The sequence below is a fragment of the Microbulbifer maximicatervae (SeqCode) genome (assembly GCF_052467505.1).
Window position 1 is genome coordinate 2,375,694 of the sequence record NZ_CP174313.1, and the last position, 16,136, is coordinate 2,391,829.

Genomic DNA, 16,136 nt, shown 5'->3' on the forward strand with positions numbered 1-16,136 from the left:
AAGTGGGGGCTTTTAAAAAATGTTAGCGATGATCTCAGCTGAGAGCTTCCAACACTTTCTCGCGAATCTCATCCATACCGCCAACACCCATTACCTTGCTGTACTTGGGAGCCGCTTCAGGAGAGCGTGCTTCCAGCTCGCGATAGAAGCCTACCAGCGGTGCCGTCTGCTCGTGATAAACCGCCAAACGGTTGCGAACAGTTTCTTCAGTATCATCTGTACGCTGGATCAGTGCCTCGCCAGTCACATCATCGACACCCTCAGCCTTGGGCGGGTTGTATACGATGTGATAGACGCGACCAGAGTTTTCATGAACCCGGCGGCCCGAGAGACGCTTTACGATTTCTTCATCGTCAACAGCGATCTCCAGAACATGATCGATATGTACATCGGCTTCCAGAAGGGCTTCAGCCTGGGGAATGGTGCGAGGGAAACCATCGAACAGGAACCCTTTAGCGCAGTCTTCCTGGGCAATGCGCTCTTTAACTAACGCAATGATCAGGTCGTCAGAAACCAATTTTCCCGCGTCCATAACATCCTTGGCCTGTAGGCCAAGAGGGGTACCCGCCTTCACCGCAGCGCGAAGCATATCGCCGGTGGAGATCTGCGGAATGCCGAACTTCTCTGTTATGAATTGAGCCTGAGTGCCCTTGCCGGCTCCCGGCGCGCCCAAGAGAATAATTCGCATGTTCAGTAAGCCTCCAATACTATCGACGAACCAAAAGCCGCCGCGCTAAAAGAGCGCTACCTTACACTCACACCTCAGATTGGGCAAGATTGCTACCGATACCCCCACAATCCATACAAACCACAGAGTACTAAAAGGGGCTTAAAGCTCCGCTCTATGTAAGCCTGTTAAGATCCCTAGCTATCAGCACCGGGCTTCCGCTGAACTTTGGCCTTGTCCCAAAGTCTGTCCAGTTCCTCCAGCGTTGCCTCTGATACTTGCCGACCTTCACTGTGTAAACTGGACTCAACATAACCAAAACGCCGCTCAAATTTCCTGCTACACCCCCGCAAAGCTGCCTCAGGATCAACCTTCAGGTGGCGGGATGCATTCACACAAGAGAAAAGCAGATCCCCCAGCTCCTCCTTTGCATGCTCCGTATCCCCATTTGTCACGGCCTCCCGCAACTCTGCAACCTCTTCCTCAATCTTATCGAGGACACCATCAATATTGGGCCAGTCAAAACCGACACGGGAGGCGCGCTTCTGTAATTTGGCCGCACGCGTCAAAGCCGGAAGACCCACAGCTACTCCTGCCAGGGTTCCTGCATCCCCTTTGGCAGTGCGTTCGGCCTCTTTAATCGCCTCCCAATTCCTCTTTACTTCAGCTTCATCAAGAGCTTCGGCAGAGCGGTCGCCGTAGAGGGTTCCACTTGGAAAGACATGGGGATGCCTGCGCACTAGTTTGCGTACCAAAGTGTCAACAATCTGGGGGAAATCAAAGTGGTCTTTCTCACGCCCTAACTGGGCATAAAAAATGACTTGGAAGAGCAGATCTCCAAGCTCTTCGTGCAGGTGCTCAAAGTCTTCCTGCTCAATAGCCTCTGCTACCTCATAGGCCTCTTCAATCGTAGAGGGGACAATACTGGCAAAGTCCTGTTTCAGGTCCCAAGGGCAACCGCCCTCAGGGCTGCGAAGCTGAGCCATCAAGTGGAGGAGGTCCTCCACAGAGTAATTCTTTTCCACGTTATTCCTTACTCAACGTTCAGCGCAGAATTCGCCGCTTTGCCGCTGCCACATTGGGCAGTTGATTGATCCGATGTAAAACTTGGCTCAACTCTTCAAAGTTGTGGATCTCAGCAGTCACGATCATTTCTACCGTATGCTTGTTCTTATTAGAGCGGGTTTGCATAGCGGTAATATTAATTTTCTGACTGTCCAGCATCACCGTGACATCCCGCAACAGGCCCTGGCGATCGTAGGCTTCGATCATAATTTCAACGGCGTAAAGTTCGCGGGGTTTTTCCGCCCAACTTACCTGGAGTACCCTTTCAGACTCCTCAACCTGCATACGCAGCATATTTGCGCAGTCTTTACGATGTATAGAAACCCCGCGCCCAAGGGTGATATACCCCATAATTTCATCGCCTGGAACGGGGTTACAACAGCCGGCAATGTGGGTGAGCAAATTACCCACTCCGTCGATATAGACATCTGCCTTGCCTTCTCCCCGGGCAACTGGAGCCGTCAGCGATGGTACCCGAGGCACATTGTCGACCTTCACCATTCGCTGGGCTGCGTTGAGAACCTGACCCACGCCTATATCACCGGCACCCACTGCCGCATAGAGGTCCTCTAGGGAATGCATGTTGAGCTTGGCTGCCAACTTATCGAAATCGAAATCACTCAGCGCCAGCTGCTTAAATTCCCGGTCGAGAATACTGCGGCCATCGGCGATATTCTGATCCCGAGCCTGCTGCTTAAACCAGTGAATAATCTTGGCTCGGGCACGGGAGGTAGTGATATAGGCCATGCCCGAAGAGAGCCAATCGCGACTCGGCGCTTCGAGTTTTCCTGTGAGGATTTCAACCTGATTGGCTGTCTCCAACCGGTGGTTGAGCGGCACGATTCGGCCATCTACTTTAGCCCCGCGACAACGGTGACCAATTTCTGTATGGATCTTGTAGGCAAAATCTAATGGTGTTGCACCCCGAGGCAGGTCTACAACATGACCGCCGGGGGTAAATACATAAATACGTGAATCTGCCTCACTGGAGCGTAAATCATCTTGTAGTGGGTTACCTCCCACCTCTTCATGCCAGTCGAGCACCTGACGCAACCAGGATATTTTTTGCTCGTAGCTATCTTTACTCTCGCTCTTAAGATCAGTGCCCTTGTAACGCCAGTGAGCACAAACACCGTATTCCGCCTCTTCATGCATAGCAAAAGTTCGGATCTGAACCTCAAGCACCTTTCGCTCGGGGCCAATTACAGCCGTGTGCAGAGAGCGATAACCGTTTTCTTTGGGGGAGGCGATATAATCATCGAATTCATTCGGTATGTTGCGCCAGAGGTTGTGCACTATACCCAGAACCGCATAGCAATCCCTTACTGTTGGGACAAGAATACGCACTGCGCGAATATCATAAACCTGGGAGAAGCCGATATTTTTCCGGCGCATTTTCCGCCAGATACTATAGATATGCTTTGCTCGCCCGTAGACATCACCTTCAATATGGGCGCGCTCGAGTTCAGAGCGCAATAGCTCCAATACCTCATCAATATACTGCTGCCGAGCCAGTCTTTTCTCATCCAGCAAGCGAGCAATCTGCTTGTAATCTTCCGGCTCAAGATAGCGAAATGATAGGTCTTCCAATTCCCATTTGATATGACCAATTCCCAGGCGATGGGCAAGGGGTGCATAAACATCGGCCACTTCACGAGCAACTCTCTGGCGTTTAGCCGGCTCTGAGTTTTTTGCAGCACGAATGGCACAGGTGCGCTCAGCGAGTTTGATCAAAGCGACTCGCACGTCGTCGACCAATGCCACCAGCATACGCCGGATATTCTCTGAATGTTCCTCTACCGCACCACTCGGGCTCTCTTCTCCGGTATCTGCGCTGCGACTGCGAATCGCAGCCATACGCAAAACACCACGAATCAACTTGGCAACTCGCTCACCAAATTCTTTTTCCACAGCTTGCAGTGGCAGGCGTTTTTCACGTACGGCACGGTACAGCACCGCCGCGACAAGTGCTTCTGAGTCTATTTGTAAGTCGGCGAGAATCTCAGCCATCTCAAGGCCTGAGGCAAAACTGCTAGCGCCCTCAGCCCAGATATTTTCCGCCTCAATTGCGCGCTGTTCTGCTTCGGCACTCACCTCAGCTGCGCGCCGCAAAGTTACTATCGCAGAACCATCCAGGCCCGCGAGCTTCTGTACATGGCGCAACCAGGATTCAAGGTCGAGTTCACCTTCTCCACCAAAGGAATGATGCTTTCTTACTTGAACCATCTTTTAACAAGAGTCATTTGTGTTATTGGCATAATTTTGTCGTTACCTGGCTTAGCAGCACATTTACTCAGTGCTCATGCTGGATTAAGCGCTTCTCTATCATAGGTTTGAACTCACCAAAGTCCATGATTTTCTGTATACATTTCAATAAGCTGCGCGAAATTCAGCAGTTTTTCGTACCAATTTGAGTGGGAAGGTATAAGTCTTGTCCAGCTTGTTGACCTTTTAACCAACAGTAAACCTGCAAAACCAATGCCTATAGAAAACTAAAATTGTGATATTGGGGAATATCGAGAGAAGTGAACAGGTTGCATTTGTTACTTAAAAGTGAATTTCTCCACCTCTACATGAACACAAAACAAGGCTTTACCGAACTTTACAAACTATCAGTTTTTTTGTATTTACCGGCTTAGTTATTGCTTTTTTAACTGGCAATGCACATATAGCAGGAGGATTAGAGGCTCCCCCCAAAAAAAGGGGCAAGAGAGATGATTGTAGATTGATTGGCGAATCACTTTACAAAGCTGCGAATCTCACAAAGTTTTTGCTAGTAGATATCAGGCACAATGCTGGAGTTAAAGCACTTTATTTCCAGCATTGATCAATAAAATAAGATAAATTAGAGAATAAAAGTAAGAACTATTTTGGGGAGGCAAAAAGTCCTGAAGATAAATAACGATCTCCACGATCACAGACAATTGCAACAATCGTCGCATTTTCTAGCTGCGCAGACAGCCTTAAAGCACCGGCTACCGCCCCTCCAGAGGAAACGCCACAAAAAATACCCTCTTCCTTCGCTAGCCTGCGAGTCATATCCTCAGCTTCTCGCTGGTCCATATCCATGACCATATCCACTTGCTCAGGAACAAAAATCTTAGGTAAGTATGCCTCCGGCCAACGGCGAATCCCCGGAATACTGGAGCCTTCAGTTGGCTGCAATCCAACGATTTGAATATCGGGATTTTGCTCCTTCAAGTAACGCCCGCATCCCATAATGGTACCGGTTGTACCCATTGAGGAGACAAAGTGAGTCACCGTTCCAGAGGTCTGCTGCCAAATCTCCGGACCGGTTCCCTCATAGTGAGCCAGGGGATTATCGCTATTGGCAAACTGGTTCAGTACCAATCCTTTTTTATCCTCTTGCATTTGCAAAGCTAAGTCCCGCGCACCCTCCATACCTTCTTCAGCGCTAACCAATATCAACTCAGCGCCATAAGCTGTCATTGAAGCCTTGCGCTCCTCGGTAGCACTGTCGGGCATAATCAATATCATTTGATAGCCCTTAATCGCTGCAGCCATTGCCAGGGCAATTCCCGTATTACCGCTGGTCGCTTCAATCAGGGTATCTCCTGGAGAAATATATCCTGCAGCTTCCGCATGGTTGATCATTGAAAGTGCCGGGCGGTCTTTTACCGAACCCGCAGGGTTATTGCCTTCCAGCTTGAGCAAAACAGTATTACTGGTATCACCTGGCAGGCGCTGTAGTTTAATCAGCGGGGTATTGCCTACGCAGTCAGCAATTGTTGGATAATCCATAATGCAATAAATTCCAGAAAAATCTCGCGGGGTCCAAGTGTACAGCAAGCGGTACTATGCACTAAATACCGTCTACTTTGGTCTACTCCCTACCCAGGTTATTAAGGGAGATATACCTGAAGCGGTATTATTCAGATGGCTATGCCGCGCTATCTAATCTTGGCAAAGTGAATCTTTGAGCCTCTAAAACGCGCATATTGTGACAAAAAAGAAGCGTTTTCTGATAAGTGAATGAGTGCGCTCAGATGTACATAACGGTAAAATGAGGGAAAAATAATCGTACAAGGCCCCTCTTAACATGGCCCCAGGCAACCCTATTCTCTCAATCGAGGAACCAGAGCAACCTCGATCCTTACGAACCCTGGTATTTCGCCTTACTGTAGCACCCGCACTAATTCTGTCCTTGCTCCTCGCTCTCGTTTTCACCCTGCAGCAAATGCACGATCGTCGCCAATTACTATTAAGCCACGGTCGAGCCAGCGCCGAACAGCTAGCTGAACTAATTGAGATGAGCGGGGGCCATCCAGCTGAACTTAGAATGGAATGGCTGCGTAAAAGTTTGCTGGCGCTAATGCTGGAAAAAGATATGGTCAGATCTGTTCATGTCTACTCCACCGAACCCAGCCCCAAGCTAGCCCTCAACCCCAGCACCGGACTCAGCTTGCTGGCCAGTGTCGGGCCGCGTCCACGCAGCCCCATTAGTAGGGACACCCTTAACAAGCGCGAACCCTTTATTTTTGAAGATGATGAGACCCTTCAGGTTTTACAGCCATTGAAAGGCGATATCACCACCTGCTGGATAAGTATTGAGCTACATCGCCCCTATTTCCTGGTGGGAACTTACCAAGTTTTACTCGTAGGTTTGGTGGGGTTGATTCTCTGTACCCTAGCCGCGCTGGCCTGGTCGGTCATCATGTCTGAGCGCTTTGCTCACAGCCTGATTAGAATGGGGCATACTCTGGAGGCGATTGGCAGAGGTGAGTTTGATCGACGCACCCATGAAACGGAGAATCGAGAACTCGCTCAACTGGGAAACCAAATTAACGAGATGGCTGAAAACCTGTCCAGTTACCAACAGGAATACAAAGCCAACTTGCTCCAGTCTATGGATGACCTGCGCCAATCCCTGGACAGTATGGAAGAACAAAATATTGAGCTGGACTTAGCACGTAAAAGGGCGCAGGAAGCAAGCAGGATTAAATCGACGTTCCTAGCCAATACCAGTCACGAGATTCGCACACCTTTAAATGGCATTATCGGTTTTACCAACCTGTTGTTAAAAACTGGAATTGATGAGCTACAGCAGGATTACCTGCAAACCATTTTACGTTCATCGGAAAACCTGTTGACTACCATCAACGACATCCTGGACTTTTCCCGCATTGAGTCCGGCAACCTGGTCCTTGACCATATCCCTATGGACCTTGGCTTACTACTTGAAGAGACCCTGCAAATACTGGCCCCAAACGCCTATGAGCACCATCTGGAACTGGTGCCCTTGATCGATTCTCAACTCCCTCCCACTTTAATCGGAGACCCGTTGCGAATTAAGCAAATACTTACAAACTTGATCGGTAACGCGGTGCGCAGCTCAGCAAATGGCAATATCCCTGTGCGCTTGTCAGTACATAGCATTAATAACTCAGAACTTGTACTCCGTATTTCGGTTACCGGCCTGGGTAACCGTCTTGACGAGGCTGGTCGCCGTGAAATCGAGAACATCCTCACTAGCAAGTCCCCACAGCTCACCCAACAAATCAGCGCAAATGGTTTAGGGATGTCTATAGCCCGCAGCCTAGTCGAGAGAATGAGCGGCTGCACAGGTATTGAAGAAACAGCCAATGACGGCAACACCTGTTGGGTGCAAATTTCCCTCCAGGCTGAACGTAATCGAGGCATGTATCCGCGTATTCAATATCCTGGCTGCCGAATTTTACTTGCAGACCCCAACCCAGTTACACGGACCCAGGTAGCCCAGCTACTCAGCCAATGGCAAGTGGAGCCCATAGAACTCGGCGATACCGATACTCTGCAACCGGCAATCGAGCAAATGTGGCGGCACGATGCCCTACCGGATGCGGTTATTATCGATACAGCTACTGCCAAAGGTGATTTTGATAATTTCAGTAGCAAAGTGCAGTCGCTGGTTGATACCTATCAGTGCCGCGTGATCGTTCTGGGCCCACCCGCTGAATTGCGTCGCTGCTACGACCAACTGCGCACCCGCACTCTCACTTTCCTTAGCAAACCCGTCACCCGAGACAATTTGCTGCGATCCCTGAAACGAGCAGTACCACAGCAGGGGCAACAGCGGGTTAATGGCGGGGTACAGGCGCTACCGTGGCCTGCACCACCGCGTGTGTTGGCAGTGGATGACCACGCGGCAAACCGCCGACTGGTTGGCGAACTTCTGCGAGCACAAGATGTAGAAGTCGTTATTGCAGCAAGCGGCGAAGAAGCTCTACAGCTCTGGCAGCAGGGAGCTTTCGACCTGGTATTTATGGATATTCAAATGCCCGAGATGGATGGTATCGAAGCTACACGTCTGATTCGTGAGCAGGAGACCGGCCGCCGTACTCCAATCATTGCCCTCACCGCCCACGCCGGCGCCGAAGAAAAAGCACGCCTGCTGTCTGCGGGACTAGACGACTACTTAAGCAAGCCTGTTAGCGAGGCCCAGCTCTCCCATATGATCAAGCGCTGGCTTAAGATCATCACTCCCCAGGCCGCAGAAAAAGTGAAGATTGAGGAGATGCGCCTGGTAGACATTGGCGAATGCCTGGCCCTCGCCAACGGCGATGCCAAGCTGGCCAGGGACATGCTGCGCATGTTGATTGACGGTCTCAGTTCAGATGAGAGAGAACTGGAAAGGTTGTACAACCTTGGGGATTACAAGGGCATGTTCGAACTCACTCATCGCATGCACGGTGGCTGCTGCTATTGCGGAGTTTCACGCTTGAGAGAATCAACTTGCGTGTTACAAGAGGCATTGCGCACTATCCAAGGCTCCGATGCCCTAGCCTTTGACCAGCGCAAACTCAATGCTGTTCTCAGGGAGATCCGGGCCCTGCGCGAGTGGGCTTCTGAACAAGACTTGGATGCGCTCTTTGGCCTGGAGGTAGTTGCCTAGCAGGATTCAAACACGACAAATGCCAGGGCCGAGTCTTTTTCATCAGACAGGCTGAGGTGGATTCTGTCCACACCAAGTTTTTCGGCCCTCTCCTCAGCTGCGCCCGCCAGTACCACCTGCGGTGCAGCGCCCTTGCGGCGACGGACATCAATGTCTTGCCAGGAAACCCCCTCGCCAATCCCTGTGCCCAAGGCCTTGGCTACAGCCTCCTTCGCCGCAAATCGCTTGCACAGATATGCAGCGCGGATGGACTCAGCCATAGCATAAAAGTCCTTCCTTTCCGCACTGCTAAGAACACGCTCAACAAAGCGATCACCAAAGCGCTGCCACGCCACCTCAATACGGTCGTAGTTACAAATATCGGTGCCAATACTAACAATCATTTTTTTCCGTAAACCTGTCGAAAAAGCTCTCTGCTCTTCAAAGGCTTATCCCCCAATACTTTCCTCAACAATAAACGTGTAAGACGCTTTGCAGGTGCTAAAGCGTCACCTGACCAGCCACCCCCATTCATAGCGCTGTCCATCTCCAATAGTTCGGCACCTGAAAAAAAACACTCTCCCAGACTCTCATCTTTGGAGCGGTGAACAGGAATTAAACCCCACTCATCATCCAGGCGATAAACCCCATCTTCACTTACAGGGTCTCCTCGCGGGCCGCTAATATTGAGGGACGGGCAGGTACCGAGCTCCAGGAGCAGTTGTAACTCAAAGCGACGAAGCGGACCTTCCAGTTCAGCGTTGGAGAGTCCCTCCAGCTGAGACAGAGATTCCAGCAGGCTCTGATAAGCTGCAAACAGCGTGTAATGCGCCTCGCCCTCGGGAAGGAGCCTTACCATCAGTTCATTGGCATAAAGGCCCGCATAAACCGCTCGGCTCTTGAGCCATAGTGGTACACCAACATTTTCGACTGGACCGAGCGTTTTAAGTGAACCCGCTCCCATCAATGTGACAAGCAACGGGGTGAAAGGCTGCAACGCTTGTTGGCGGCGCTGCTTGTCACGGCGGGCCCCACGGGCGACACAGCCCAGCCGGCCGTAATCGGGAGTGAAAAGCTCCAGGATCAAACTGGAGTCTTTATAGGGCCGCGAATGGAGGATATATGCGGGTTGAGGCGGTTGAGGCGTTTTCATAGGTGCAGGGGAAATTGCCCTGATGATTACTCGTCTCTGTAACCGAGACTGCGCAGAGCCCGCTCATCATCAGACCAGCCAGATTTCACCTTCACCCACAAATTGAGCATTATCTTGCTATCAAACAAGCGCTCCATATCTTCTCTAGCCTGGCTGCCAATCTGTTTGATTCGCTCGCCCTTATTTCCAATGATGATACGTTTTTGGCCCGCCCGCTCAACCAAAATAGCAGCGCTGATATGCAAGACCTTACCCTCTTGGGCAAACTCCTCTACCTCCACAGTAACTTGGTAGGGAACCTCGGCACCCAATTGACGCATAATCTTTTCGCGAACAATTTCTGCTGCGAGAAAGCGCGAGCTGCGGTCAGTCACTTGATCTTCGGGGAAGAAATGCTGCCCCTCGGGCAAGTGCTTCAGAATTACCTCTTCCAAAGTATCCAGATTTACGTTGCGCAAGGCTGATATGGGAACAATTTCAGCTTTTGGATGCTCCTCAGCCAGGGCTTGTAGCTGGGGCAGTAGATCAGCTTTATCCTCGAGCTGATCCACCTTGTTCACGGCGATGATTAATGGGCATTTAATACCACGCAGCTTATCTGCCACCAACTGGTCTGCCTCACTCCAACGAGTGCGCTCTACAACAAACACCACTACATCCACGTCCCGCGCAGCACTGGCGGCAGCTCGGTTCATATAGCGGTTAATCGCTTTTTCTTGATCGGAGTGCAGACCCGGAGTATCGACAAAAATGATCTGGTTTGGACCTTCGGTTTTAATACCGAGCATATTGTGGCGGGTCGTCTGCGGCTTGCGCGAAGTAATCGCGAGTTTCTGCCCCAGCAGGTGGTTCAACAGTGTGGATTTTCCCACATTGGGGCGGCCGACAATCGCGACATAGCCACAGCGAGAAGGTTGTTCGCTCAAGAAATTTCTCCGAAAGAGTTGGAGGTCTCCGGGAAGCCCCGGAGCCAGAAGCGCCCCCAATGATACAAGGGGCTGTCATTACGATGCGGGAAATGGATCCGGCGCGTCGTTTCTATTGTAAGGTTAGTCCTGCCCGGTGAGGAGCTTATAAGCTTTCACCGCCGCAGTCTTTTCAGCATTACGGCGACTGCTGGCTTCGCCTTTTGCAGGCTGCGTAAGGCCACTGACACGGCACTCCACTACAAAATGCTGTGCGTGTTCAGCGCCAGAAACATCTACGACTTTATATTCCGGCAGAGGTTTTTTTCGAGCCTGTAGCCACTCCTGCAAGCGAGTTTTGGGATCCTTCACGGTCTCTAATGATAGGCCCTGCAAGCGCAATGCAAACCACTCAAGTACCCGGGCGCGCGCAGCCTCCAAACCGGCATCCAGATAGATGGCCCCAATAAGAGCCTCTACGGCATCGGCCAGAATCGATGCCCGACGAAAGCCGCCACTTTTCATTTCACCTTCACCGAGGCGCAGGCAATCGCCAATTTCCAACTCCCGCGCAAGTTTTGCCAGGGTTTCACCGCTAACCAATTGTGCCCTCAAGCGGCTCAACTGCCCCTCGCGCCCGTTGGGGAACTGCTCGTAAAGTGCCGCGCCGATAGTGAACCCGAGTATCGAGTCGCCGAGAAACTCCAGGCGCTCATTATTACGACTCCCATGGGATCGGTGAGTAAGAGCCAACTCAAGCAGCTCGGCCTGATCAAAATCATGGCCGAGGCGCTTGCAAAGGCGTTCCAATAAAAGATCAGTCACGTTTGCGGAATTGCTCCAGATCGATCAGCGCATCACAGCAAAGCTCCGGCTTCGCAGTGTCGAGCTGTTTATTAAACTTCATCACAACATCTACGTTGTATATCAGCGGCTGGCGCAGTTCGTAATTGATGCTCACAACAGAACCCTTTGCACCACGAACTACCTGCACAGATTTAGTAGGCTCTCCGCGCACATTGTTTACCAGGAAAAAACGGTTCAGCTCTTTTTTAATCTGACCCGTGGTCATATCTTCCAGGTTTGGGTTTTGACCGAGGGTTTTTAGCCCTTCGTTAACGTAACGAGCATCTACGTAGGCCGGTGCCATCTTGGACACACAGGTCAAAGCAAATCCCAACATCGCGATAATCAGCAGCCAACCCCAGTAGCTCATACCGCGCTGCTGCTGCAGTGAAAGGTTGAGTTTACTACCCATAACTATGCCCTCTATCCTTTATAAATAACCGGGCTAACGCCCGGCTGGTTTCTTTATTGGATTGAGCCTACACGCTTAAAGCTGGGCAAACTGAGCAACTTGTCCCAGTGCATCCAAATGGCGAAAGCTTTGCCGACGATATCCTTCTCTGGGACAAAGCCCCACTCCCGGCTATCGAGGCTGTTATCGCGGTTATCGCCCATCATAAAATAATGCCCTTCCGGCACTACACCACTAAAGTTACTGTACTGCCGGGGGCGGACACTTTTCTGCATCTCGTGGCGATAGCCATCGAGATCTTCCCACATGACTTCTGTTTGCGGGTTACTCGGCGGGATGGCCCGGATCAATTCTTGGCGAGCCATCTCACCGTTGACATAGAGCACATTGTTCTTCAGCTCTATCTTGTCACCGGGTAACCCAATCACCCGTTTGATGTAGTAAGTATCGTTATTGTGGGGTGGAAAGAACACCATGACATCGCCGCGCTTGGGCTCACCCACATCCATTACCTTGGTTCGGGACACTGGCAAGCGCACACCGTAGGCATACTTGTTGACCAGAATAAAATCCCCGACTTCCAATGTTGGAATCATTGAACCTGAAGGAATCTGGAAGGGCTCGACAATAAAAGAGCGCAGAACAAATACGATCGCCAGAATCGGGAAGAAAGACTTCGCGTACTCGACAACGATCGGATCTTCTTGCTGGTCCCCGACATTCTTCTTGCGTTGACGGGCGAAAAATAGACTGTCAACTAACCAGATTCCGCCACTAATCACAACCAACCAAAGCAGAATCAGAGGTAAATTTATATCCATTACTTTTCTCTACTATCCCTTCATTTTTCGTCGTGGCGTAGGGCCGAAGCCCTACTGATCCACCTTCAGTACCGCCAGGAATGCCTCCTGCGGCACTTCAACACGGCCCAACTGCTTCATTCTGCGCTTACCCGCTTTCTGCTTCTCCAGCAGCTTCTTCTTACGAGTAACGTCACCACCGTAACATTTGGCCGTCACGTTTTTGCGCAGCGCCTTCACCGTGGTTCTCGAAACTACCTGACCACCAATAGCCGCCTGGATCGCCACATCAAACATCTGACGAGGAATCAGCTCTTTCATCTTTTCCGCCATTGCGCGGCCTTTCTGCTGCGCATTATCGCGGTGGACAATCAGCGCCAAGGCATCCACTCGGTCACCATTAATCAGGATATCCAGTCGCACCAACTTGGCCGCTTCAAAACGGACAAAGCTGTAATCCAAAGAGGCAAAGCCGCGGCTTACGGATTTGAGACGGTCGAAGAAGTCCATAACCACTTCGCTCATCGGCAGTTCATAGCGCAGGGACACTTGTGAACCTACGTATTGCATGTCCTTTTGAATACCGCGTTTTTCCACACACAAAGTGATGACGTTGCCCAAATACTCCTGTGGTACAAGAATATTTACCTCGGCAATCGGCTCCCTCATCTCTTCGATGGAGCCTACATCGGGTAAGCGCGATGGATTATCTACCATCACTATCTCACCGTCTGACTGCTCAACTTCATAAACCACGGTCGGCGCTGTGGTAATCAGATCCAGGTCGTATTCCCGCTCCAGACGCTCCTGGATAATTTCCATATGCAGCATGCCGAGGAAGCCACAACGGAAACCAAAGCCCAGCGCATCGGATGTTTCTGGCTCGTAGAACAGGGAGGCATCGTTTAGCGACAGCTTCTCCAGCGCATCCCGGAAAGCCTCATAATCATCTGAACTAACCGGGAACAAGCCTGCATAAACCTGGGGCTTAACCTTCTGGAAGCCCGGCAGCATATCAATATCATCGGCGCCCTTAGCATGGGTCAGTGTATCGCCCACAGGAGCGCCATGAATATCCTTGATCCCTGCCACCACAAAGCCCACTTCACCTGCGCGAAGTACACCGGTTTCGTGGCGCTTGGGTGTAAAGATTCCCACGCTGTCCACAACATGGGCACGACCGATAGATTTGGTGACAATCTTTTCTTTGGTTTTCAGGGTGCCCTGGACAACACGCACCAAGGAAACAACGCCCAGGTAGCTGTCAAACCATGAGTCGATAATCAGCGCCTGTAGAGGAGCATCGACATCGCCTTCCGGCGGTGGTACCAAACGCACCAGATCTTCCAGTACATCCTCAACACCGAGGCCAGACTTAGCACTGCAACGAGTCGCTTCGGCGGCATCGATACCGATAATATCTTCAATTTCTTCGGCAACCTTTTCAGGGTCTGCCTGGGGCAAGTCCATCTTGTTCAAGACAGGGATAACTTCCAACCCCTGTTCAATGGCTGTATAGCAGTTGGCAACCGATTGGGCCTCAACGCCCTGGGCGGCATCTACCACCAGTAGCGCGCCTTCACAAGCTGCCAGAGAACGGGACACCTCATAGGAGAAATCCACGTGTCCGGGGGTATCAATAAAGTTCAGTTGATAGGTCTTACCATCGCGCGCTTCATAGTCGAGCGTCACACTCTGCGCCTTGATGGTAATCCCACGCTCGCGCTCGAGCTCCATGCTGTCCAGCACCTGTTCAGCCATCTCCCGATCGGAGAGGCCACCACAGTCCTGGATAAAGCGGTCAGCCAGGGTAGATTTCCCGTGGTCGATATGGGCAATAATGGAGAAATTGCGGATATGAGAGAGATCTGTGGCCACTGCGGAATAAAAACCCTTGCAAAATCAAATGATTAGCTGGCTATAGTGCCAACTGTGTGGCGCAAGTCTAACAGAACTCATGGACAGAGGTGAGAGCTAGGTGGCCCAACGGGCCACCAATCGCTGGAAAGCGGCTAGCTTTCGATCTTAATTGTACGGAAAGTGGACTGCCCAGCCCGGAAGAAGCGAATCGGCAATAGCTCATCCTCCGGCAGATCCTTGACGACAGTTTTGTAGTCACTAATGTCGCCAACTTCTTCAAAACCAAGTTGCGCGATGATATCACCACTGCGCAAACCTGCTTTGGCACCGGGCTTGCCTGGAATCACCTGCTTCACCAGCACCCCAGTTTCCACATTCCAGCGCTGCTTCAGGATATCGGGAATTTCCTCAACCACGACACCCAGTCGCCCACCCACTCCAGAGCTGGGATTGGCTGCCACTTGCCTCGCTTCATCTTCAGAACCCGGCAGGGTGCCGACAGTGACACTCAGGCGCTCGGGTTTACGATTGCGGATCAACTCCACCTGGGCCTGTGTACCCGGTCGAATCTGGCCTACAACGTGCGGCAGGTCACCAAAAACTCCTATCTTCTGACCATGGAAGCGCAAAATGATATCACCGGGCATAATTCCCGCTTGAGCTGCAGGCGACCCAGGGCTCACCTGATCGATCAGGGCGCCGGCGGGCTTACCAAGGCCCATGGCTTCCGCCATATTGCGGTCGACATTACTGATTCCCACTCCGAGCCATCCGCGATCCACCCGCCCTTTTTCTTTTAACTGGGCAACCACATCCTGGGCAAGGCTTGCGGGAATAGCGAAGGAGAGCCCGATAGAACCGCCACTGCGGGTATAGATCTGAGAGTTGATACCCACTACTTCGCCATCCAGGTTAAACAGCGGGCCTCCGGAATTTCCGGGGTTAATTGCAACATCTGTCTGGATAAAAGGAACGTAATTCTCGCGGCTCTCATTGGGGATACTGCGCCCCATCGCACTGACGATCCCGGCGCTTGCGGAGTAGTCCAAGCCGAAGGGAGAGCCAATAGCGACAACCCATTCTCCCACCTGCAGTTCTTCGGAATCCCCCCAGCGTACTGACGACAGGTCCTCCGCGTCGATCTTTAACAGGGCCAGGTCGGAGCGCACATCCTTGCCAATAACCTGCGCCTCGTATTCGCGACGATCAGTCAATGTAACGGTTACCTGGTCTGCACCATCGACCACGTGATTATTGGTTACGATATAACCGTCTTCAGAGATGATAAAGCCGGAACCCATACTCGCTACCGGACGCTGCTGGCGCTGGCGCGGCTCGAAAAGGTGGCGGAAGATATCGGGAATTTCCTGCTGAAGCTGCGGCTGGCTGCTGCGACTAGTGCGGTTGCGATCAACCGTGTTGATTTTGACGACTGCCGGAGAGTTATCTTCGATTAACTCCGTAAGTTCGGGTAGTCCGCGGGCACTGGCAGCCCCGGAAACCAACAGACACAGAACCAGTAGATATTGTGTACAACGTTTAACCATAGGTTTGTTA

13 protein-coding genes are annotated in these 16,136 nt (G+C 51.5%); 1 reads left to right on the plus strand and 12 read right to left on the minus strand.

Going from position 1 to position 16,136, the window contains the following annotated elements:
* Positions 1 to 34 precede the first annotated feature (34 nt).
* From adk to cysM, 4 genes are all read right to left on the minus strand, one after another.
* Positions 35 to 688, minus strand: a complete 654-nt coding sequence (adk, locus tag ACJJIN_RS10395) for an adenylate kinase (RefSeq protein ID WP_282931972.1) — start codon at positions 686 to 688, stop codon at positions 35 to 37.
* A gap of 176 nt (positions 689 to 864) precedes the next feature.
* Entirely contained in the window at positions 865 to 1,692 is an 828-nt protein-coding gene (gene mazG / locus ACJJIN_RS10400; protein ID WP_444897999.1) for a nucleoside triphosphate pyrophosphohydrolase, read from the minus strand.
* Between the two features lie 19 nt (positions 1,693 to 1,711).
* On the minus strand, positions 1,712 to 3,958 hold the full coding sequence (gene relA / locus ACJJIN_RS10405) for a GTP diphosphokinase (protein WP_444898000.1): 2,247 nt from the start codon (positions 3,956 to 3,958) through the stop codon (positions 1,712 to 1,714).
* Positions 3,959 to 4,597: 639 nt separating this feature from the next.
* Positions 4,598 to 5,494, minus strand: coding sequence for a cysteine synthase CysM (gene cysM / locus ACJJIN_RS10410; RefSeq protein WP_444898001.1), 897 nt, complete (start codon positions 5,492 to 5,494; stop codon positions 4,598 to 4,600).
* A 298-nt stretch (positions 5,495 to 5,792) separates the two neighbouring features.
* Here cysM and ACJJIN_RS10415 point away from each other — a divergent pair, with 298 nt between their 5' ends.
* Positions 5,793 to 8,624 (plus strand): response regulator, encoded by a 2,832-nt coding sequence (locus ACJJIN_RS10415; protein WP_444898002.1) that lies wholly within the window; start codon positions 5,793 to 5,795, stop codon positions 8,622 to 8,624.
* Here the strand turns inward: ACJJIN_RS10415 and acpS are convergent.
* The 8 genes from acpS to ACJJIN_RS10455 all read right to left on the minus strand — a co-directional run bounded on the left by acpS (position 8,621) and on the right by ACJJIN_RS10455 (position 16,126).
* Complete coding sequence (gene acpS / locus ACJJIN_RS10420; protein ID WP_444898003.1) at positions 8,621 to 9,007, minus strand: holo-ACP synthase; 387 nt, start codon at positions 9,005 to 9,007, stop codon at positions 8,621 to 8,623. The genes ACJJIN_RS10415 and acpS overlap by 4 nt on opposite strands.
* Positions 9,004 to 9,690: a DNA repair protein RecO gene (gene recO, locus ACJJIN_RS10425; protein WP_444898004.1), complete on the minus strand. Its 687-nt coding sequence runs from the start codon at positions 9,688 to 9,690 to the stop codon at positions 9,004 to 9,006. The genes acpS and recO overlap by 4 nt, the downstream gene beginning before the upstream one ends.
* Positions 9,691 to 9,782: 92 nt before the next feature.
* Positions 9,783 to 10,682: a GTPase Era gene (gene era, locus ACJJIN_RS10430; RefSeq protein WP_282931965.1), complete on the minus strand. Its 900-nt coding sequence runs from the start codon at positions 10,680 to 10,682 to the stop codon at positions 9,783 to 9,785.
* 123 nt (positions 10,683 to 10,805) lie between these two features.
* Positions 10,806 to 11,486, minus strand: coding sequence for a ribonuclease III (gene rnc, locus ACJJIN_RS10435; protein ID WP_444898005.1), 681 nt, complete (start codon positions 11,484 to 11,486; stop codon positions 10,806 to 10,808).
* A complete protein-coding gene (locus ACJJIN_RS10440; protein ID WP_413662744.1) occupies positions 11,479 to 11,919 on the minus strand; it encodes a DUF4845 domain-containing protein in 441 nt (146 codons plus the stop codon). Before ACJJIN_RS10440 ends, rnc begins: the two co-directional genes overlap by 8 nt.
* A gap of 53 nt (positions 11,920 to 11,972) precedes the next feature.
* Complete coding sequence (lepB, locus tag ACJJIN_RS10445; RefSeq protein WP_413662745.1) at positions 11,973 to 12,740, minus strand: signal peptidase I; 768 nt, start codon at positions 12,738 to 12,740, stop codon at positions 11,973 to 11,975.
* 51 nt (positions 12,741 to 12,791) lie between these two features.
* The gene (lepA, locus tag ACJJIN_RS10450; protein ID WP_413662746.1) at positions 12,792 to 14,597 is read right to left on the minus strand and encodes a translation elongation factor 4; all 1,806 of its coding nucleotides are present in this window, start codon (positions 14,595 to 14,597) and stop codon (positions 12,792 to 12,794) included.
* A 134-nt stretch (positions 14,598 to 14,731) separates the two neighbouring features.
* Positions 14,732 to 16,126, minus strand: a complete 1,395-nt coding sequence (locus ACJJIN_RS10455; protein ID WP_413662747.1) for a Do family serine endopeptidase — start codon at positions 16,124 to 16,126, stop codon at positions 14,732 to 14,734.
* Between the last annotated feature and the right edge of the window lie 10 nt (positions 16,127 to 16,136).